13 protein-coding genes and 1 pseudogene are annotated in these 21,182 nt (G+C 69.7%); 7 read left to right on the plus strand and 7 right to left on the minus strand.

All coding sequences use genetic code 11. The features are described from left to right. Positions 1-233: 233 nt before the first annotated feature. Positions 234-632: a DUF962 domain-containing protein gene (locus LXT21_RS29430; RefSeq protein ID WP_254041521.1), complete on the plus strand. Its 399-nt coding sequence runs from the start codon at positions 234-236 to the stop codon at positions 630-632. 246 nt (positions 633-878) lie between these two features. Next, positions 879-1,601: a YebC/PmpR family DNA-binding transcriptional regulator gene (locus LXT21_RS29435; RefSeq protein ID WP_254041522.1), complete on the plus strand. Its 723-nt coding sequence runs from the start codon at positions 879-881 to the stop codon at positions 1,599-1,601. Positions 1,602-1,674: 73 nt separating this feature from the next. Here LXT21_RS29435 and LXT21_RS29440 read toward each other — a convergent pair whose 3' ends face one another. The 5 genes from LXT21_RS29440 to LXT21_RS29460 all read right to left on the minus strand — a co-directional run bounded on the left by LXT21_RS29440 (position 1,675) and on the right by LXT21_RS29460 (position 13,128). Beyond that, entirely contained in the window at positions 1,675-2,166 is a 492-nt protein-coding gene (locus LXT21_RS29440; protein WP_254041523.1) for a hypothetical protein, read from the minus strand. A gap of 178 nt (positions 2,167-2,344) precedes the next feature. After that, positions 2,345-3,586 (minus strand): TIGR02996 domain-containing protein, encoded by a 1,242-nt coding sequence (locus LXT21_RS29445; protein WP_254041524.1) that lies wholly within the window; start codon positions 3,584-3,586, stop codon positions 2,345-2,347. A 61-nt stretch (positions 3,587-3,647) separates the two neighbouring features. Continuing rightward, entirely contained in the window at positions 3,648-4,823 is a 1,176-nt protein-coding gene (locus LXT21_RS29450) for a hypothetical protein (protein ID WP_254041525.1), read from the minus strand. An 89-nt stretch (positions 4,824-4,912) separates the two neighbouring features. Further along, entirely contained in the window at positions 4,913-9,379 is a 4,467-nt protein-coding gene (locus LXT21_RS29455; protein WP_254041526.1) for a discoidin domain-containing protein, read from the minus strand. 368 nt (positions 9,380-9,747) lie between these two features. After that, a complete protein-coding gene (locus LXT21_RS29460) occupies positions 9,748-13,128 on the minus strand; it encodes a peptidoglycan-binding protein (RefSeq protein ID WP_254041527.1) in 3,381 nt (1,126 codons plus the stop codon). Between the two features lie 210 nt (positions 13,129-13,338). Between LXT21_RS29460 and LXT21_RS29465 the strand changes: the two genes are divergently transcribed. Together LXT21_RS29465 and LXT21_RS29475 are read left to right on the plus strand one after the other, a co-directional pair. Next, positions 13,339-13,821, plus strand: coding sequence for a hypothetical protein (locus LXT21_RS29465; protein ID WP_254041528.1), 483 nt, complete (start codon positions 13,339-13,341; stop codon positions 13,819-13,821). Positions 13,822-14,098: 277 nt separating this feature from the next. After that, positions 14,099-14,236, plus strand: a pseudogene (locus tag LXT21_RS29475) (DUF5953 family protein); the annotation flags it as partial. Between the two features lie 11 nt (positions 14,237-14,247). On the opposite strand, the gene msrA reads toward LXT21_RS29475, so the two are convergent. Then, positions 14,248-14,904 carry a peptide-methionine (S)-S-oxide reductase MsrA gene (msrA, locus tag LXT21_RS29480; protein ID WP_254041529.1) on the minus strand — a complete coding sequence of 219 codons (657 nt, stop codon included), beginning with the start codon at positions 14,902-14,904 and terminating at the stop codon, positions 14,248-14,250. Between the two features lie 135 nt (positions 14,905-15,039). On the opposite strand from msrA, the gene LXT21_RS29485 reads away from it, so the two are divergent. Next, positions 15,040-16,665, plus strand: coding sequence for a Sapep family Mn(2+)-dependent dipeptidase (locus LXT21_RS29485; protein ID WP_254041530.1), 1,626 nt, complete (start codon positions 15,040-15,042; stop codon positions 16,663-16,665). 4 nt (positions 16,666-16,669) lie between these two features. On the opposite strand, the gene LXT21_RS29490 is transcribed toward LXT21_RS29485, so the two are convergent. Further along, positions 16,670-18,256 (minus strand): sensor histidine kinase, encoded by a 1,587-nt coding sequence (locus LXT21_RS29490; protein WP_254041531.1) that lies wholly within the window; start codon positions 18,254-18,256, stop codon positions 16,670-16,672. A 273-nt stretch (positions 18,257-18,529) separates the two neighbouring features. Here LXT21_RS29490 and LXT21_RS29495 point away from each other — a divergent pair, with 273 nt between their 5' ends. Both LXT21_RS29495 and LXT21_RS29500 read left to right on the plus strand, forming a co-directional pair. Continuing rightward, entirely contained in the window at positions 18,530-19,492 is a 963-nt protein-coding gene (locus tag LXT21_RS29495) for an ornithine cyclodeaminase family protein (RefSeq protein WP_254041532.1), read from the plus strand. Continuing rightward, positions 19,489-20,856: an MFS transporter gene (locus tag LXT21_RS29500; protein WP_254041533.1), complete on the plus strand. Its 1,368-nt coding sequence runs from the start codon at positions 19,489-19,491 to the stop codon at positions 20,854-20,856. Before LXT21_RS29495 ends, LXT21_RS29500 begins: the two co-directional genes overlap by 4 nt. Positions 20,857-21,182 lie beyond the last annotated feature (326 nt).

Below are 21,182 nucleotides of genomic sequence, written 5' to 3' on the forward strand. Positions count from 1 at the left end.
TCTCCCACGACCCGTGGACGAGGTGGAGGGGCGGGTGTCCTCGGAGCGCTTCGGTGCGCAGCGGGCGGAAAACTGCGGAGTCGACGGCCGCGAGACGTCCGATTCCGTTCAGGCCTCCGGAGTCCGCCTGGTCGCCTGGCGGCCCTGCCCTCGGGGGCTGGAGGGGGGCGACGGGCGGTTCCTGACGCACGGCGGGTTGACGTCGAGCCCCTGTCTGGACACAACTTCACTTCATGTCCAAGCCCACCCTCCAGACCTATGCCGAGTTCTGGCCGTTCTACCTGCGTGAGCACTCGCTGCCGGTGACGCGCCGGTTCCACTTCGTGGGCACCAGCCTGGGCGTGGCCACGGGCATCGCGGCCATCTCCACGGGCCGTGGGGCGCTGATTCCAGCGGCCCTGGTTGCGGCGTACGGCTTCGCATGGTTCAGCCACTTCTTCATCGAGAAGAACAAGCCGGCGAGCTTCAAGTACCCGCTGTGGTCGTTCATCTCGGACTTCCGGATGGCGGGGCTGATGGCCGTGGGCCAGATTGATGCGCACATGGAGCGCGCCTTCGCCAACGGTGAGCAGGGCACGGGCGCCAACAGCATGGCCCCCGCGCCCCAGCCGGCGGCGCAGCAGGCCCGCTGAGAGTCCCGGGGGCCCGTTGTCGGCGGGCCCCGTCCCCGGGTGGATGACGGCGGGTGCGTGGGCCCTTGGGGGGCTCCGCCCGCGCGTGTCGTCTCCCAAGTTGAACGTTGGACAGGACGCCGCCCCGCACACGAAGCGCGGGCGCTCCATCAGAGTTGCGCTAGATTGCCCGGGCCCTTTACAGCAACCCCCTTTCTTCACCTGGGGCGCGCCTGGCGCCCCCTCTCTTCGCGAGTCGCTCGACCCATGGGACGCATTTTCGAGACACGCAAGGCCACGATGATGGCCCGCTGGAACAAGATGGCGAAGGTCTTCACGCGCATCAGCAAGGACATTGCGATCGCGGTGAAGTCCGGCGGGCCGAACCCGGACTCGAACTCCACGTTGCGGCGGGTGTTGCAGAACGCGCGCGCGGCGAACATGCCGAAGGACAAGGTCGAGGCGGCCATCAAGCGCGCCAGCGGCCAGACGGCGACGCAGTACGAAATCGTCCTCTACGAGGGCTATGCGCCGCACGGCATCGCGCTGTTGGTGGAGACGGCCACGGACAACGTGGTGCGCACGGTGGCGAACGTGCGGATGCACTTCAACCAGAACTCCGGGAACATGGGTAGCACGGGCAGCGTGGCGTTCATGTTCAAGCGGATGGGGGTGTTCCGGTTGAACCCGGAGGGCCTCAACCAGGATGAGCTGGAGCTGGAGCTCATCGACCACGGGTTGCAGGAGATGGGCGAGGGCACGGGCGAGAAGGGTGAGAAGCAGCTCATCATCCGGTGTGACTTCGCCGACTTCGGCAAGCTCCAGGCGGCCATCGAGGCGAAGGGGCTGGCGCCCATCTCCGCCGACTCCGAGTACATCCCGGAGAACCTCATCGAGCTGCCCGAGGACAAGGCCACCGAGGTGCTGGAGCTCGTCGACGCCATGGAGCAGGACGACGACGTCCAGCGCGTGTTCCACAACCTGGGCTGAGCCGTCCACCAGGCCCGGGACGGAAGCGGGCGCTCGTCATGCGCGCCCCCCGTCGCCGGGCCTTCTGCTGTCCTCACGGCTTCACGTTGTAGGTCTTGCGGATGACCGTGCCTCCGCGGTCGATGGCCACCACCACGCGCTTCGCCGTGTCGAGCTGGGCGTAGGCCTCCAGCGCCTTCTCTGGCGTCTCCAGCGTGATGCCATTGATGCTCTGCACCACGTCCCGCTCCTGGAACCCGAGTTTCTCGTAGATGGAACCGGGACGCACGGCGAAGAGCTTGAACCCCACCGCCTTGCCGTCCTTGAACGAGGGCACGAACCGCGCATCCCCGCTCTGCGTGCACGTCTTCTCGTGCTCCGCCTTCGCGTTGCGCCGCACCGAGTACGTGTTCTCCCCCGTCGCCTTCACCTCCAGGTCTTCGGGCCCGTGCGAGAGCGCCTGGACGAAGTTCGGCGCCGCCTGGGGGACATCCACCGGCGGACTCGCCAACGAGACGAACGGCGCGCTCGCCAGGATGAAGGCACTGCCCCACTGACACACCTGCTTGCGGAATGAGCAACTCATCGTGTCCTGCCTCCTTCCCCATCGCGGGGATGCACAGGACAAAAGCAATCACGATGCCAAAGCACGTCCTCGCTCGGAGGCCCACGCCGCACGTGCGCCAACGTATCTCCACCCAGGCCTGTCCTGTCATCCCCTCGCGTCCGCACGATGACAGCTTGTCGCTCGCGCCGCGCGACCCTCAGTCCCGATGGGCCACGTTGCCCGCGGACCCATCATCGTCACGCTGGTCCTGCAGCCAGACCTGTGGGCAGAGCGACTCCAGCGACTCCACGCTCGCGTCATCCAGCAGGTTGTCCGTCAGGACCAGCATCTCCAGATGCGCGAACGCACCCGCGCCCGCCACGAGCGCAGCCGCCCCCTTGCTTGTCATCGTGCCCAACGACAGGTCCAGCCGCGTGAGCCGCCGCAGCACCGGCGCCGAAGGCAGGGCCTCGCACACCGCATCCGTGAACCCCGCGTTGCACAGTCCCAGGTGCACCAGCCTCGGCATCCCCGTGCCTTCGAGCAACGGCCGTACATCCTCGAACGACACATTCCCCCCGTGCTCCGCCACGCCGAACCAGAGCTCCAGCTTCTCCAGGTTCGGCCAGCTCGCCGAGAGGATGGACCGCAGGGACTCGCGCGACAGCCCCGAGGTCTCGATGGTCAGCTCCCGCAAATCCGGCAGGTGCATGGCGCCGAGCACCATGTCCCCACGCAGCGTCAACGTGTGCAGCCTCGGCAGCGCCGTGTACAGGGACGATACATCTCCGAGTCGGACGCGCGAGAGGCCGAACTCGTTCTCCAGCACGTCCGCGACCTTCAGCTCCCGCAGCGTCGCGGGCGCGTACCGTGCGATGAGCTGGATGATGCCTTCGTAGTGATTCGAGTCCGCGGCGTCGTCGAGCAGCCCCACCGTCAATGCACGCAAGAAGCGCGCGGAGGGATGCGTGAGCAGCTCCGTCAGCACCCGAGGCACGTCCAGCGAGTAGGCGTGGTTGCTCCCGAGCCACGCCCGCTGGATGAAGCCCAGATGCCAGTGCCAGTGCACTCGCCCGCTCGAGAGCCCCGAGTACCGCGAGGGCTCGGCGTACAACTCCCCGAACATCTCCCGCGCATGGCGTGCGAAGAAGTCACTGACCTCCTTCTCCCGCCCCATCTTCTCGCGAGCCGTGGCGAGCAACACCGCGTGCTGGAGCGCTATCAGCTCCCCACGAGGGACACCTCGCGCCTGCAGCCAATCCCCATAGATAAGATAGGCGTCGTCGTTCTCTGGATCCCGGAGGATGGCGGCCTCCAGCTCCGGCTCCCGAAGCTCCGTGGACACCACGGGCGCGGGCGTTGGGGCAGGAGCGGGCGAGACCGGGTCGAACCCCGAGAAGAAGTCATCCAGCACCTGGATGACCCGGGTCAGCATGTTCCTGTAGTCGAACTTCGCCATGGCTCCCCGAGCCTCCGCGTCCGCTCCCCGAGGAGAACGGACGCGGGCCCCGGGAGTCGCGCTACGGGACGTACCAGAAAGCGCCGTATCCGTTCACCCTCGAGGTCATCGAAATCTGGCGGTTGGTGATGACGGTGTCGCAACCCTGGGTGGGGTTGCACTGGACGATTTCCGCGAGCACGCCCGTGTATTCGACGACGTAGTCATCCGGATTGGTGGAGTAGCCGGTCGGCGGGCAGCTCACCCCGGGCGTCGGGCAGTTGCAGCTGTTCGCAAGCAGGTTCCCCGCCGCGTCACTGGCGCACTGCTGGTTGTTGATGCGCTGGACGAGGTTGATGAGGTTCTGCCGCGTGTAGTGGACGCGGAAGAAGCGCAGGTCCGAGAACTGCGAGTGGGTCGTCGTCGCGCCCGTGTAGCGCACGGTGGACAGGTCCGTGTTGCACAGGGCGTTGCCGGTGAACCAGGCGCCGTTGGGATAGTCGAAGCCGACGTTGCCCCGGCCGTTGGCGGGACAAGGCGAAGCGGGGACGTTGTTCGCATAGACCCCCCCGAGCACGCCGATGGGACGCAGGTTCGGATGCGCCGTGTCGCGCAGATACGCGAACATGCTCAGCTGCGCCGCGCCCGAGTTGAGGATGTCCCCCGGGCCCGGGTTGCTGAGGCCGTTCCACGTCGCCCCTCCGTCGGACGTGTTCCAGCCCGTCACCAGCGGCACCGTCATGTTCCCCTGGAGCACGAACTCCGTGGGCCACGTTCCGAGCACGCCGTTGCGCGTCGTGAAGAGCGAGAAGGGCCGCGGCCGGTTCGCCGGGCTCCACGCGTAGCCGAACATGTCGTTGTAGCCGCCGCCCTCCACGTGCGTCTTGGGCGAGGTCCACGAGTTGAGCAGCATGCCGGCGTCGTAGCAGTAGACCTGCGCCGCGGGCGTCCCCGACGCGGACTCGGGTTGCTGCCCCCGCTGCCACGAGGAGAAGGGCGAGGGGACGCTCAGCCCCGTGAAGGTCCCCACGTTGTAGGACACCGGCGTGGAGGCGATGTTGCCCTGCCAGCGCATCAGCATGGACCACGCGTCCTGCCGCACGCCGTTGTTCGGGTCCAGGTACTGGCCTCCCGTCGTGAACAGCGGCGCCACCTGCGTGTGGCACACCGTCGGCGTCATGGGATGGAAGTCCGCCGCGCTCGCGCTGCCGGTGGTGAGCAAGACGAGCGTGGCGGGAAGGACTCTCTGGAGCTGCATGGTGGTTCCCCCTGAAGAGGCCCTCCACGGATGGAGAGGGACCTCTTCAGGGTGTACGCGCCACACTCTGCGTGATTTCCAGGCGAGGACTATTTGGTGAAGGAGATGGGGCCGCTGGAGAGCGTGGTGTTGTTCGCGCCGTCCACCGCCCGCACCCGCCAGGTGTGGCTGCCCGCGGCGAGGCCCGTGAGCGTCGTCTGCTCCGTGCCCACGCCGTACACCTCGAACTCCCACAGCGAGTACCCGTAGCCCGTGCCGCGCTCGATGCCGCGCATGCGGACGTAGCGCCCCACGCCGCTCAGCCCCGTCAGGTCATCCTGCCCGCCGTTGCCGTTGGCCTCCGTGTACACCGTGCGCCACGTCGTCCCGTCCACCGACGCGTCGATGGCGTACTGCTTCCCGTACGCCGCCTCCCAGAGCAGGTTCACCCGCTTGAGCGAGTACACCGCGCCCAGGTCCACGGTGATGGACTCGGTGTTGGGGGTGGGCCCATCCGCGCGACTGGCCCAGCGCGTCGCCGTGGCGTTGCCGTCCACCGCGTCGTTGGGGCTGCCGAACTCGGACGACGTCGCGGAGACGTTCTTGCCGAGCGCCAGGTTCGTCGTCGTGCCCACGTACGGCTTGGGCGTCACGTCCGGCGCGCGGTCCGTGCCGTCCACCACGAGCACGTACTTCGACACGCCCGCGCCCACGTCCGTCGTCTGCTCCCAGATGAACGTGGTGGAGGCTCCCGGTACCGATGCTCCCGCCGAGGGCACCAGCGCCGCGAAGGCCGCCGGGGGCGCGGTGTCGTTGAGCGTGAACGTCGCCGTCGCCGACTGCGTGACGCCGCCCGCCCAGTTGTACGCCCGCACGAACCAGGTGTGCGCGCCGTTGCCCAGCGCCGCGTTGATGACCGGCGCGGAGTTCGTGCGCGTCGTGGCCACGGGGAACGGGCTGCCGTCGAGGAACACCTCGTAGCGGTGGATGCCCGTCTGCGGGTCGCTGCTCGCCGTCCACGTGAAGTTCGGCCGCGTGGTGAGGGTGGAGCCCGGCGCTGGCGTCAGCAGCGTGAAGGCCGTGGGCGGCGTCGAGTCGGACAGCCCGAAGCCCTCGATGCCCGCGCCGTACTGGAACAGCGGGTTGCCGTAGATGGGCAGCACCGGCAGGCCCTGGGCGATGCGCGAGCGAATCTCCGCGCGCTGCGCCGCCGTGGCGCCCAGGTCGAACGGGAGGTCCCACTGCTCGAGCTGGTTGTTCTCCACGTCGGTGCCAATCTGGTCCAGCGAGCGCGGCAGCTGCCAGGGCAGCTTGCCTCGCGGGAACACGTCACCGAAGAGCACGTCCGCCACCGCGGGGCCGCCCGAGTCTCCGGGCCGGTACGCCACGAGCAGCGCGTTCGTCTGCGGCACCACGTTGGTGAGGATGTACGGGCGCGGCAGGATGAGCACCGTCGTCGTGGGGATGTTGCGCGCGCGGAAGCCCGTGATGAGGCCGTACTGGTTGCCCCACTTGGCGTCGTGCGCGGGGCCGATGGGGTCTCCGGGCAGGTAGGGCTTCTCCTTGTCCCACTCGGTGCCGTGGGTGAAGTAGCTCTCGCCCACCACGACGATGGCCGCGCTGGGCGTCACGCCGGCGGGCGCGTTGTCCTTGTACACCGTGATTCCGGCCGCCTCCGCGCGCTGCTTGAGGGCCTGGTAGATGGTCAGGTCCCCGAACTCCGTGCCGTGGAAGTCCGAGCGCCACGTCACCATGCACGGCCCCGCGTCCGCGCACGGCCCCGCGATGACGATGCTCGAGCCCGCGCCGAGGCGAATTGGCAGCGCGCCGTCGTTCTTCAGCAGCGTCATCGCGTTCTGCGCCGCGCGGCGCACCAGCGCCTTGTGGTCCGCCGTGTGCCACTCGGACGTGCCCGCCGGGCCTCGGCGGTACGGGTCCTCGAAGATGCCCAGGCGGAACTTCAGGTCCAGAATCCTGCGCACCGACTCGTTGATGCGGGCAATCGGCACCGCCGTCTCGAAGTCGCCCATCTGCGCGGGGTTGGCGCCGCCCATGACGTCCGAGCCCGCCGTCGCCGAGCGCACCCACGCCCCCGACGGCAGCCAGTCCGAGCAGATGACGCCCTGGTAGCCCAGCTTCACGCGCAGGTAGTTGAGGATGCCCACGCTGTCGCCCGCGCCGTAGCCCTCCGGGCCGAGCAACCAGCTGCCCGCGTAGCCGGGCATGATGCCGCTGGTGCCGGCCTCCAGCGCCGCGTGCCACGGGCGCATGTGGTAGTGGATGGTGGTGCCGTCGTACGTGATGCCGGCCTCACCGCCCGCGCCCTGGCCGGGCCAGTGCTTGGTGGTGACCCAGATGGAGTGCGGGTTCACCTCGGGGCCGCCCTGCAGGCCCGCGATGAGCGCGCGGGTGATGCCCGCCGCCAGGTCCGCGTCCTCGCCGTTGCCCTCCTGGATGCGCGGATAGAGCACCTTGGTGCCCACCTCCGCCAGCGGTGACAGCGTGCCCCGGCTGCCCACCGCGAGCTGCTCGCGGCGCTGCATGTCGCCCAGCTCGTAGATGGTGTCCATGTCCCGCGAGGCCGCGAGCGCCGGCTGCGTGGGCCAGCTCGTCTTGAAGCCGTGGATGGAGTCGCCCGCGTCGATGTTGGGGATGCCCAGCCGCGTCGCCGCGGAGGCTCGCTGGAAGGCGACGATGTCCGTGGGGCTCAGCGGCCCCATGGTGAAGCCCGCCTCGGGGAAGGTCTTCGCCTCGTAGAACATCTGCAGCGCCTTCTCGCGGGTGGTCATCCGCGCCATCAGGTCGTTGACGCGCGTGGCGATGGGGTTGTGCCAGTCCTCGTACGGGTCGATGACGCCGTTCTTGTTCAAGTCGCGCATGCCGTTGATGAGCGCGACGCCGTCGTCCGCCGTCTCGACGACGGGCAGGTACAGGCTGAAGGTGCGCAGGTCGGAGCGGCTGGTAGCGCCGCTGCCTTGCGTGGCCACGACGTACCACTTGTACGTCCAGCGGTCGGGCAGGTCCCTGTCCAGCGTCCACGACGTCGCCGTGGTGGTGGTCATCAGCGTGTAGCGGTCCAGCAGGTTGCCCGCCGCCATCCAGTCGTAATCGTCACGGCTGACGTTCAGGTAGACCTTGTAGTTCGCCGCGCCGGAGACGGCGGCCCACTGGAGCGTGGGGCGGCGCGTGCTCGTCACCATGGCGGCGTTGGCCGGGGCGACCAGCGCGAACGCTCCCGAGACGGGCGGCGGCGCGGGCGCGACGTACGGGTCCGGGATGATGGTGCGGTCGCGGTCCGGGCCCGTGCCCGTCGAATAGATTTCCACCTTCCACTCGGCGCCCTGCACCGCGAGCGCGGTGACGCTCTGTCCTCGCAGCACCGTGCCGTTGGCCGCGGTGACGACCAGCCGGATGTCCGTGTTGGGCGCGGTGGGGGAGAACTGGTTCTTCGACAGCGTCACCGTGGTGTTGGGCGCGAAGGTGATTTCGTAGGTGAAGGGCCCAGGCGGGTTGCGCACCGACGGCGTGGTGTTGCCCTCCTCGGGCGTCGGCGTGACGCTCACCGGCGCGGGCGAGACGTTGATCTTCGCGTACGCCAGCTCCGGGAACATCAGCTTGATGGTCTGGTTCGTCGTCTGCGGCGGCGGCTCCTGCGGGCCCTGGCCGGGCGCGTAGATTTCGAGGTCCCACAGGGAGATGCCGTAGCCGGTGCCCTTGGTGAGCGCGCGCACGCGCACGTAGCGGGCCGAGCCCGACACGGTGACCTCCCGTCGCCCCGGCGCGCCGTCGGTGATGTTGGAGGCCAGGGGCGCCCAGGTGGAGTCGTTCGTCGAGCCCTCGAGGACGTACGTCGCCGCGTAGGCGCCCTCCCAGTTGAGCACCACCTTGCCCAGGGTCTGCGCGCTGCCCAGGTCCACGCGAATCCACGGCTGCGCCTCCACCTCCGACGAGGACCAGCGTGTCGTCGTGTTGCCGTCCACCGCGTAGCCGGGCGCCAGGTGCGCCGCGTTGGCCTCCACGCTGGACGCCGTGGCGGGGCGGTTCTTCGCCAGGTCTCCGGTGGTGGAGGTGCCGCCGCCGTAGATGGCCAGCTCCCACAGCGAGTAGCCGTAGTCGATGGCGCCGCGCTGCGTGCAGAGGATGCGCACGTAGCGGCCCGTGCCCGTCACCGTCAGGTCATCCGTGCCGCCGTCGCCGTCCGTCACCGCGCGGATGTCCGTCCAGTTCGTCGCGTCCGTGGACGTCTGCACCGTGTAGGCGCGCGCGTACGCGGTCTCCCACGTCAGCACGACCCGGTTGATGGCGGTGCTCGCGCCCAGGTCGACGTAGAGCCACTCGTTGTTGGTGAACGCGCTGCCCCAGCGCGTGCCGCCGTCTCCGTCCACGGCGTAGGTGCCTCCGAGCCCGGGTTCGGAGGACGACGCCACCGTGGGCCGGTTGAGGGCGAGGTTGCCCACCTGGGCGCTCGCGTCCGAGGCGAACCCCGCCACACCCACCACCACCGCCACCGCACATGCCCGCGTCAGCAGACTCCTGACACGGTGCAGCGCCTGCACAAGAGGAGTTGGTAATTGCATGGAATGAAAAGCGGGCCGCTGGAGAAAGTGGGGGAGGGGATGAACAAACGCATACCGAGATGAGGCTGCGTCCGAGCGGTCCTTTCCTTTCGTGACTGATTCTATTTCTTCGGACGAAAAAGAAAGTCAAACCAAGCCAGGATAACGCGTTAAGTCGAGAAATGCCCGCGGGGCGGTCATGCAGGATTTTCATCAGGGTGTGTGGTCGCCGCGTCGCGTCGCGGACAGTGACCCTGAGGGGGCGCAGAATCGGCGCGGGTGTCTGTCGGGTATCGACAGCGTCGTGTGGATGCTCCAGTGGTGCGGGCCCACCACGGGCGAGTGGGAGCGCGGCGAGACGGGCCGCGCTCCTGGACCGGTGAGTCGACTCAGGGTGACTCGTGTTGCTTTGCCCACGCGGCGACTTCGGGCGTGCGCTTCTGAACCCAGGCGCGGAACTCGTCACCCTGGGAGAGGTACTGCTCACCACCGCCCGCGCCGCCGGAGGGCGGGTGTCCGAAGAACAGCGTGTGTACCTCGCGGCCGAGCGTCGCCATGTCGACGCCGTGGGCCTTGGCGAGTCGCTCGAGGAACTCCTGGAAGTGCGCGCCCTTCATCTTCATCGCGTCGGCGGCCTGCGCGAGGCTGTCCAGGTGAAGTGAATCCTGCGCGATGTCCGGGTGCGCGGTGAGGAAGGTCTGCACCTGCTCGGGTGACATGCCCGCGCCCTGGACCAGACGGCTGCCGAGGAAGTCGGGGCCCAGATGGATGAGGCCCTTCGCGAGTCCCGGGGCCATGCCGCTGGCGGTGAGCAGCTTCACCTGCTCTTCGCGCAGGCGCTCGTCCGCGGGGTCCAGGTACTTCAGCCCGAGGCCCCCGAGGAATAGCGCCGCCCCCAGAATCTGGAAGCCGGGCGCCATGCCGAACAGGGAGGCTCCCGCCATCAGCGCGCCACCGAGCGCCTGTGCTCCCGAGGACGCGAACTTCCACCCGTCGCCCTGCTGCAGGAATTGGATGCTCTGCATCGCGTCGCCGGCCGCGCCCAGCACCGCGCCCAGAGCGGAAAGCTTGCCGAAGGCCGAGACCGCCGAGGACCAGCGCGCCGTCTTGCCGAGCACGCTGGTGATGACCGTGGCCCCGTCTCCCGTGACGCTCAGGCCGTCACCGACGACCTTGAGCCGCGAGGCGAGGTCCGCCTGACTCCAGCCCGCCGCGTCTCCGACGAACGCGGTGGTGGTGACGAGCATGCCCAGGGTCCGCAGTGCCTGGCCCCGGGGAGATTCCGGGGGGAAAGGCAGGCCCGTCTCCTGGTCCGTGAGCAGCGACTTCAGCGACTTCGTCGTCTCGAGCACCTGCGCATCGGTGGAGCCGGGCTTGATGTCGCGCAGCAGCCGGACGTACGACTTCATGTCGCTCGACTTCATCCCGAACACGTCGGCGTAGCGCGCGAGCCCGTCGAAGATTTTTCGTGCTTCACCGGGCGACTTGTTGCCCGCGGAGATGAGGGCCACCGTGCCGGCGCTCTTCACCAGCGCGAGCGCGAGCTTCTCGTCGAAGTCCTTGCCGTCCTTCAGCGCGCCCACCACGTCGAGGAAGAGCGGCTTGTCCTCGGCCTTCGCGGTGAGCTGCGCGGCGAGGTACTCGGCTCCGCCCTTCGTCTCCGCCAGTCGGGGCAGCTCGCGCGCGAGCGCCTGGACGCGCGCCTCGTCCGAGCCCACGGGCACGCCATCCGGCGCGGCGGTGGAGAGCAGCTTGCCCAGGCGCTCGTGCTCCGCGAGGTCCTGCTGCACGGTGCCCTGGAGCATGTACGTGTCGATGAAGGACTTCTGCTGCTCGGGCGTGAGGACGGCGGCAGGTCCACTGAGCAGCTCGGTGAGCCGCTGCTGGTGCTGCTGCGCCTTGTCCGCCGCGGCGGAGAACTGGCCGCGGATGCCGTCGAGGGTGCTCCACAGCGTCTGGTGCAGCGCCGCCTGGGCCGTGCCGTAGGAGGGCGCGGTGCTGCCTGGAGGGATGACCTCGCCACGACTGAAGGAGCGCTCGATGTCGAACGCGAGCCGTGAGCCGAGGCCGAAGTTCATGGATGTGCGCACCGCGCTCGTCAGCGACATGTTGACGAGCGTGGGAGGCGCGTCGCGCGTGAAGGCCTTGCCCACGCGGCCGGCCGTCGGGTCCTCGAGGTGCTCGGTGGCGCGCGCGAGGGCGTAGTACGTCTCGTGCTCGATGCGCGTCTCCTCGTTCGCGAGCTTCTCGAGCACCTTGCGGTCATGGAGGTCCGGTGGCTTCTGCGAGCCGGGCGGATGGAGCTTGCGGTTCGTCTCCGGCGACACGCCGGCGAAGAGCTGGCCCATCTTGGCGAGGGACGGCTCCGCCGCGCGGACGAACGCCTCCTGGTAGACGGGGTCCGGGTTGCTGGCGATGAGCCGCTCGAACTGACGCGCGCCCTGCTCCAGGCTCGTCTGGAGGGTGGCCTCCAGCGCCTTCGCGTCCTGGGTCGCGCGGGTCTTCACGTCCGTGCCGGTGCCGCCGACGGTGCTCACGCCGAGGTTCGGGATGAAGGGCTCGGGCCTCGGCGCGGGGACATCGCGGGCGGCGTCCTCGAGGCGCTTCGCCACCGCCGCGCCCACGCTGCCTCCCGCGCGTGCGCCCACGTCCGCGGCCGTGTTCGAGGAGGCGCCTTGGAGCGCGGTGAAGGACGGCTGTCCGCGCGTGGGCGAGAAGAAGACGCCCAGTTGCTCGCGCGTCATCGCCACCGGGCCGCCGGTGTGGAGGGGGTCGGCGACCAGGTACTTTCCATCCGAGGTCTTGCCGAGAATCGCGTTGAGGTGGCCGATGTCGCCCGAGCCCATGCGCTCGGGGAACTGCTCGCGCCAGGCCGCGTTCGTCCGGCCGTTGGCGACCACGGGGTTGCCCGCGGCGAGCTGGCGGTCCAGCTCTTCCCAGCCCTGTCCGTAGCGCGCGTCGAGCCCCGCGCCCTTGATGCCGTCGCTGACCATGGTGCCGCCGGTGAGCTCGCGGTCGCGGTCGAGTTGCGGCACGCGGGTGCCGTCGGAGGCCTTCACGGAGGTGAACTCACTCTCGCGGCGAGGGCTCATCAACGCGCGCGCGTAGTCGACCTGTTGCTCGTGGGTGAGGCCGGCGGGCATGTGGCCCGTGTATGCGAGCGACATGGCGAGGCTCGCGGGGCCGCAGTTGGTGCTGCCGCGAGGACCGGTCGGGTTGTACTCGGAGGTGAACTGGGTGATGAACGCGTCCTCGGCGGACATGGCGGGACGACGTGCACCGCCAGAGGTCTTCTCTTCCGTGAGGGCCTTGCCGAGCGCCTCGCGTGTCTTGCCCGCGTAGTCGCCCGAGGCCGTGATGCCGTGCTCGGCCTGGAAGCGCTCCAGCGCGGCTGCGGTCTTCGGGCCGAACTGTCCTGGTCCCGTGGCGACCTGTTCCTCGGTGAGGTAGCCCAGCGTCACCAGCGCGTCCTGCACCGCCTTCACATCGGGGCCGGTGTCGCCGCGCTTCAGGTCCCGGAGCGGGAGCGGTGCGGGCGCTTCTTCCTCCTCCTCGGGAGGTGGAGGTGGCGGCGGTGGTTGGAGCCGCTCGCGGTGCACGGCGCCGCCGTTGTCCTCCTCGAAGCTGGAGGTCGAGTCGAAGCCCTCCGCGTGAGAGGACTCCTCCTGGGTGACGATGTTGTTCTCGGTGCGGGTCTCGGTCCGGGCTGTTTCAGTCGCGCCCTCGGATGAGACGGATTGCGTCGGACGTGACGAGCCGTCGACACGCATGTTGTGACTCCCCCTCTGAACGTCCCGGCAAGACATGCCGGGTGCGAAAGCGATACGGAGGTGTCGCGAATCCATTGCGGACCCACGTGCGCCTCCAATGCGTCTCGGTTCATGAGAGCGTGCGTGTTTCCGTGGCGCTCATTGACGCGACCTTTTGCGGCCTTCAGAGTTCCTCTTCTCTCGAAGTGGCGACACCTGTGGAGGGGCTCCATGACCATCACCCTGAGAATCTGCACGCCGCCCGACGCGCTGCCGGACTGGTACCCCCCGCTCGACCCGGAGCATCCCGCCGACTACCGCCTCCGCTATGTCGAGCTGGACATGCTCATCGAGGCGATGATTCTGCTCGGGGTCGTCAGCGAGGAGCCCGCGGAAGGGGAGGACCTCCTGGCGATGGACCGGTTCGGTGAGGTGGGCAACGAGTTCGACCCCGATGAGTGCGTGCGCATCTCACGGAGCATGCGTCGCTTCATGCAGGAAGAGGTTCCCTCGGAGTTCTTCGCCACGCTGCAGGAGCGCTGGAACGACACGCAAGCGGAGCTCCGTCAGGCGTTCGAGGCACGCGGCGAGCTCGTGGTCTCCGGGTTCGAGTCGTTCCCGTACGATGCCAGGTCGCTGCGCAGCGCCCTGCTGCACTGGGGCGCCTTCACCGCCCTTGCCGCCGACCACGGTGGACTGGAAGTGGTGGAGTAGCCCGTGCCCCTGCGACTCCAGGCCTGCGCCGCATTCCTGCTCGTTCTCTGTGCGTGCGCTACGTCAGCGCCGAGCGCAGGAGCGGGGGCCCCCGCAGTCCAAGAGCCGTGAACCTCCAACGAGCCGCAGGGCTGCCGTGGAAGGACGAGGGACGGTGCGCCGTCCGCGAGGCGTCTCAACCCTGACCCGTGCTGGCGGAGCGGTGCTTCTACGCCCTCGACCAAGAGCGGGTCCGGTTCAACGACCGGACGGGACGATGTGCCGTTGCCTCCGATGAGCGCGGCGCACGGCGTCGGGAGGGTGGGTCGTGCAGCTCACGGAGACTCCGTTCGACTACGACGACCCTGTTCATCTGGACGCGCTGCTGCGCACCTATGAGCGATTCCCTGCGATTGGCGGACGCTCATCGCCCTGAGTCGCTTCAGCTCAGGCGCTGACGCCCACACCGATGGGACAACTCACACCCGTGCCGCCCAGGCCGCAGTACCCGCCGGGGTTCTTCTCGAGGTACTGCTGGTGGTAGTCCTCGGCGTAGTAGTACGCGGGCGCGGGGAGGATCTCCGTGGTGATGGTCCCCACTCCCTTCGCCGCGAGGGCCTTCTGGTACGCGTCCCGGCTGGCCTCCGCGATGCGCTTCTGTGACTCGCTGGTGTAGTAGATGCCGGAGCGGTACTGCGTCCCCTCGTCGTTGCCCTGACGCATGCCCTGCGTGGGGTTGTGGTTCTCCCAGAACACACGCAACAGCTGCTCGTACGTGAGCTTCTTCGGGTCGAACACCACGCGGACCACCTCGTTGTGGCCGGTGAGCCCGCTGCACACCTCGCGATAGGTGGGGTTGGGCGTCAGGCCGCCCGCATACCCGACGGACGTGCTGTACACGCCCGGCGTCTGCCAGAACTTCCGCTCCGCGCCCCAGAAGCACCCGAGCCCGAGGATGGCGACCTCGTACCCCTCCGGCACCGGCCCCGTCATCGGCGTGCCCAGCACCTCGTGCTTGGGCGGAACAGGCATCTCGTCCGTCCGGCCCGGCAGCGCCTCCGCCGGGGACGGCATCCTCAGCTTCTTGGTCGTGTCGAAGAACATGCCGGAGGAATAGCGCTCCCGCCCTCCAGTTTCACCCCCATGGGCAGCGAGCGGCCTGCCGGGCGTCACTTGGAGCCTCAACCCTTCCGCCGAGGTAGGACGACCTGCCCTCTTGAAATAGGGTCTCCCACCGCCATGCGCCTCCCCATCGCCGCCGCCCTCTGCTGTCTGGTCCCCTCCGCCGCGCTCGCGGCTCCGGACCCCCGTTGCCAGGGCACCCCCAAGGCCCGCGCCGCCCGCTTCTCAGAGGAGGCCATGAAGGGCGTCAGCCCCCAGGCCCGCCACGCCGCCTACGTGCAGGCCTGCGCCCTGGACGAGGTCGTCGCGCTCACCAAGGAGCTGGTGCGCTTCAAGACCGTCAGCAGCGAGGCGCCCGCCCCGAAGAACCCGGGCATCGCCGCCATGGGGCGCTTCCTCCAGAAGTGGGCCAAGGCCCATGACATGGCCTTCCGCGCCGTGGGCGCCAATGAGGTGTTCGAGATTGCCTGGGGCAAGGGCGCACCCGCCCTGGGCCTGGTCTTCCACGGCGACGTGGTGCCCGCGCCCGCGCACGAGTGGAAGCGCCCGCCCTTCGAACCCCACGTCCAGGAAGGCCGCCTGTACGGCCGAGGCGTCGAGGACGACAAGGGGCCGCTGGCGTCCGCGCTGGTGGCGCTCGACCATGCGCGGCAGCTCGGCATCGAGCCGCGGGGCAAGGTGCTCGTCATCATCGGCAACGGCGAGGAGAGCGACTGGACGGGGATGATGAAGTACGCGGCCATCGAGCCCAAGGCCCCGCATGTCATCTCCGTCGACTCGAGCTTCCCCGTCGTCGCCGCGCAGTCGGGCTTCGTCGCGTGGAACCTGTCCGCGCCCGTGGGCCCCGCGCGCAAGTCCTCCAAGTTCGCGCTGCGCCCGGTGGACGCGAAGGGCGGCGAGTTCCTCACGCAGGTGCCCGGCACCGCCACGCTCAAGCTGCTCCCCGGCGAGGGCAGCTCGCTCCCCGTCGCGCTGGAGACCGTGCGCGCCGCCGTCGCCGACGAGCAGCGCACGCGTCCGTGGCTCAAGGCCGACGTGAAGGAGGAGGGCGGCGCGGTGGTGCTCACCGTGCACGGCAAGGCGGTGCACTCCTCCGTCGCCAACGAGGGCGTCAACGCGCTGTGGGGCCTGTCCGCCGTCTCCTCGCGCCTCATCCTGGAGGACAACGGCATCGCCGCCATGCTGCGCGTGTTGTTCCTGCGCTTCGAGGGCGACCACCACGGCCAGAAGCTGGCCGTCGAGTACTCGGACGCCGCGCTGATGGGGCCGCTGCTCGTCGCGCCCACGATGCTGCGCGTGGCGGACGGGAAGGTGAACCTGGGCGTCAACATGCGCCGCCCCCGGGGACAGGACTCCGCGAAGTTCAACGCCGCGCTGGACCAGGCCGCCCTGCTCGTGGGGCAGGACTCGGATGGCCGCGTGACGGAGGCCGGCGAGCGCTACGTGGGAGACCCGCACGTGGCGGACACCTCCGGCCCGCTCGTCACCACGCTGATGGCCATCTACAAGCGCCACCGGAACGACCCGGACGCCATCCCCACGTCCGTGCGCGGCGGCACCTACGCGCGCCTGTTCCCCAAGGCGGTGGACTTCGGCCCCGGCTTCCCCGGTGACGAGTACACCGGCCACGCGCCCGATGAGTCCATCTCCCTGGAGAACCTGGACCTGACCACGCGCATGCTCGCGGAGGCCGTGTATCTGTTGGCCGTGAGCCCCGAGCCCGTCTCCGCGCCGGGCAAGTGACGCGTCACGCGCCGCGCCGCGGCCAGTACACCCGGAAGGTGGTGCCCTCCTCCCTCGAGGAGCGCACCTCCACGCGGCCTCCGTGCGCGCGCGCAATCTGGTGGACGATGTAGAGCCCCAGGCCCAGGCCGCGCTGCTTCGGGTACCACGCCACCGCGCCCGACGACGTCACCGGCGACTTGAACGGGTCGAAGATGCGCGGCAGCAGCTCGGCCGGAATCGGCTCGCCCTGGTTGTGGACCTCCATCACCACGACCTCCGCCTCGCCTCGCACCGACGTGGACACCGGTGAGTCCGGCCCGCCGTGCTGGAGCGCGTTGGCCACCAGGTTGCCCAGCACCTGCGCCACGCGGTCCGGGTCCCACTGGCCCGTGGTGTCGCCGGACGACTCGAACAGGAGCCTGCGCTGGGGGTGGCTCACCTGGAGCTCGTCCAGCGTCGCCTGACAGATGTCCGCCAGGTTCATCGACTCGCGCGAGACGGGGATGCCCGAGCCCAGCTTGCTGCGCGCGAAGTCGAGGATGTCCGTGATCATCCGCCCCATGCGCCCGGCGGAGTTGCGGATGCGCTCCACGGCCCGGCGCTCGGGCGCCTCCAGGTCCTCCGCGCGCGACAGCTGGAAGGCGGACGCGCCGATGGCGTTGAGCGGGTTGCGCAGGTCATGGCCGAGGATGGCGAGCAGCTGCTCGCGGAAGTCCACCGCCCGCTGGAGCGCGGCCTCCGTCTGCTTGTGCTCGGTGATGTCCACCACGGTGCAGCCCAGGCCGAGCAGCCGCGAGCCCCGCGGCGCGTGCACCGGATAGAACGTCGCCTGCCACACGCGCTTGCCGCGCTGGGCAATCAGCGAAGGGGGCGTGGAGAACTCGAACACGTCCAGCGGCGCGCCCGTGCGCAGCACGCGCAGGAGCAGCGGCTCCAGCAGGTCCGCCAGCTCCGGGGGTTGCATCTGCCGGAAGGTCTTCCCCAGGTGCGCCTCGGGCGGCGCGCCGTTGACGTCCGCCAGCGTCTGGTTGATGCGCAGGTAGCGCAGGTCCAGGTCGAGGAACGCCATGCCCAGGGGCGCGGCCGCGAGCAGCGCGTCCAGCAGCGCCAGCGAGCGCTGGGCCTCCACCCGCGCCTCGCGCTCCAGGCCCTGGATGTCGCGCTGACGCTCCACCGCGAAGCGCCGCACCGTGCGCACCACCGCGTGGTCCAGGGCCTCCTCCAGCCGCTCCAGCTCACCCACGTCGAGCGGACGAGGCTGTCCCTCCAGTCGTCGCAGGATGCACTTGCGCAGGAGCGCGTACTCGGCCGCCACCTCGCCCACGTCGAAGCCCTGCTCCAGTCGCACCGCGGCGCGCTCGTCCGACAGCGCGTCGGCCGCCCCCTGCTCCCCGTGCTCGAGCGCGTCCGCGAGCGAGGTGAGCAGCAGGGGCATGTGGTCCATCAGCCACGAGGGTCGCTGGGGGGCCCCGTCGTGGCGCACGCTCATGGCCTCCAGCCAGTCCGAGAGCACCTCGTGGTGGTGCGCGCGCAGGAACTCCGAGGCCCGGCGCGGCGGCTCGCGCTCTGCTCCACCGTGCTCCGCGGTGCCTGTCTCCGGCCCCAGCATCACCGACCTCCCGAGTCCCCATCCGGTCATCCCGCCACGAATCTGGGCACGAAGGTCGTCATGGGTATGTCCGCCCTGCAGGGCTGGCGGGCGTCGGCTTCCCGAGCGCCGTGTTGGACTCCCGGAGGCCCACCGGGCCGCGACGCGCTCGCTGGCGACGGCCGGTGCGCCCCGTGGGCTCGGGGCTTCGTCCGTCGTCCGCTCATCGCTTCGTCCTGGAGGACGAGGTCCGGGGCTGTCGCGCCGCGCGGGCTCGATTAGGGTGGATGGCAGATGCGCACCCTCCTGCTCACCCGCTCCGATGTGTCCCGAAACCTCCAGGCGCTCTCCCTGTTGGAGGACCTGCGAGAGGCCTTCCGCACCGATGCCCTGGCGCGCACGGTGGCGCCCCAGCGCATCCGCGTGCCCTTGCACGCGGAGGGCACGGTGATGGCGCTGTTGCCCGGCAGCCTGCCCGGTGTCCCCGCGTACACGGTGAAGGTGCACTCGAAGTTCCCGGCGAGGACGCCGGCCATCCAGGGCGTGCTGCACCTGCATGACCTGGTGACGGGCGAGCTGATGGCGGTGATGGACTCCGGGCACCTGACGGCGGTGCGCACGGGGGTGGTGGGGGCGCTCGCCGCGGACGTGCTGGCGCGGCAGGACGCGAGCCGGGTGGCCATCATCGGCGCCGGGGTGCAGGGCGGCATCCAGCTCAAGTCCCTGCGGCTGGTGCGCTCGCTGTCGCACGTGCGCGTGTTCGACGTGGATGCCGCGCGGGCCAACGCGTTCGCCACCCGGATGTACAAGGACTTGAGCCTGCCGGTGCGCCCGGCGGAGTCGGTGGCGGAGGCGGTGGAGGACGCGGACATCGTCGTCGCCGCGACGTGGAGCCGTGAGCCCCTGCTGCGCTCCGGGATGGTGCGGCCGGGCACGCACATCACCACGCTGGGCGCGGACGAGCCGGGCAAGGCGGAGGTCTCCGCGGAGCTCTTGCGCGAGTCGCGCTTCTTCTGCGACCACCGGGGCCTGGCCGTCTCGCAGGGCGCGGTGGGCAACGTGGGCCTGGGCGAGGAGGTCATCCGCGCGGAGCTGGGCGAGGTGCTCGCGGGGTTGAAACCCGGGCGCGTGTCCGCGGAGGAGGTGACGGTGTTCGGCGCGGTGGGGTTGCCGTTCCAGGACCTGGCCGCCGCGTGGCACGTGTACCAGGCGGCGACGGGGGATGACGCCATCGGCGGGGTGGACTTCAGCGTATGAGTGCCTGGGGCGCGCTGATGTCGAGAATGGGGCTCACGCGGCCGGAGCTGCGCGCGTGGGCCTGGTACGACTGGGCCAACTCCGCCTACGTCACCACCGTCGTCGCCGTCGTGTTCCCCATCTATTACAAGTCCGTGGCGGCCAAGGGGCTGCCGAGCGACGTGGCCTCCAGTCGCTTCGCGCTCGTCACCGCGCTGGCGCTGGGCACGGTGGCGGTGCTGTCGCCCGTGTTGGGTGCGCTGAGCGACAGGGCGGGGCGGCTCAAGACGCTGCTGGGGGTGTTCCTGACGTTGGGCGTGGCGTCCACGGTGGGGCTGGCGTGGGTGGGGCCTGGCGACTGGAGGTGGGCGCTGTGGTGCTTCGGCATCGGCAACGTGGGGCTGACGGGGTCGCTCGTCTTCTCGGATGCGTTGCTGCGCCACGTGGCCCGGGACGAGGAGCTGGACCGCGTGTCCACCGCGGGCTACGCGCTGGGCTATCTGGGCGGCGGGGTGTTGCTGGCCTTGCAGTTGGTGATGTTGGTGAAGCCCGCGTGGTTCGGGCTCGCGGACGCGGCCTCGGCCTCGCGCGTGGCGTTCCTCACCGTCGCCGTGTGGTGGGCGGCGTTCTCGGTGCCGTTGTTCCGGCGCATCCCCGAGCCCCGGCCCACGGGGGACGCGCAGGTGCCTCGGTTGTCATTGGGCGGTGTGTTCACCCAGCTGGTGGAGACCTTCCGCGCGCTGCGCCAGTACCGCGAGGCGTTGCTGCTGCTGGTGGCGTATCTGCTCTACAGCGATGGCATCGGCACCATCATCCGGTTGTCCACGCTGTACGGGACGGAGCTGGGCATCGGCCAGGGGGCGCTGATGGGGGCGCTCTTGATGACGCAGGCGGTGGGAGTGCCGTGCGCGGTGCTCTTCGGCCGCGCGGCGTCGCGGGTGGGGGCGAAGCCGGCGCTGATGTTCTCGCTGGCGGTGTACGTGGTGGTGACGTTCCTGGGCTACTTCATGCGCTCGCCGGTGCACTTCTTCGCGCTGGCGCTGCTGGTGGGCATGGTGCAGGGCGGGAGTCAGGCGCTGAGCCGTTCGATGTTCGCGCAGATGATTCCGCGCCACCGCGCGGCGGAGATGTTCGGGCTCTTCAGCGTCTTCGAGAAGGTGACGGCGGTGGCGGGGCCGCTGGTGTTCGCGGCCACGGTGGAGCTGACGGGCTCCAGCCGGCAGGCGGTGCTGTCGCTGCTCGTCTTCTTCGGCTCGGGCGCGCTGGTGTTGTGGCGCGTGGATGTCGCGGAGGGCAAGCGCGCGGCGCGCGAGTCCGAGGCCCGCGCGGGTTGGAGTCAGGCCCCGCTGACGGCGGAGGCGGCCGAGGCGGTGCGCGCGGAGTAGGGCTCAGTACCGTCTGGATAGACGAGGACTCATCACTCCTGGACCTGCCACGTCATTCAAGTCTGGGAGGGCTGGTGGTATCTTGAAGTGAACCCCGCTTCTCCTCGCAATCGCTGACGGTCCACCGGCGCGAGTCGGCAGTGAGACGTGTGTTCTTCGTTCCTCATTTCGAGGCATGCGGAGGAGACGTGCATGCACAGGAAGCGAAGCGGACTGGCCGCGTTGCTGCTGTTGCTGTCCTCGACGGGATGGGCCTCGGAGCCGCTCGTGCGCGAGTGGCGCTACTTGATGCGCGTGGAGGCCACGACGCTGGCGTTCCTGCCTCG

The organism is Myxococcus guangdongensis (genome assembly GCF_024198255.1).
GTDB classification, from domain to species: Bacteria; Myxococcota; Myxococcia; order Myxococcales; family Myxococcaceae; genus Myxococcus; species Myxococcus guangdongensis.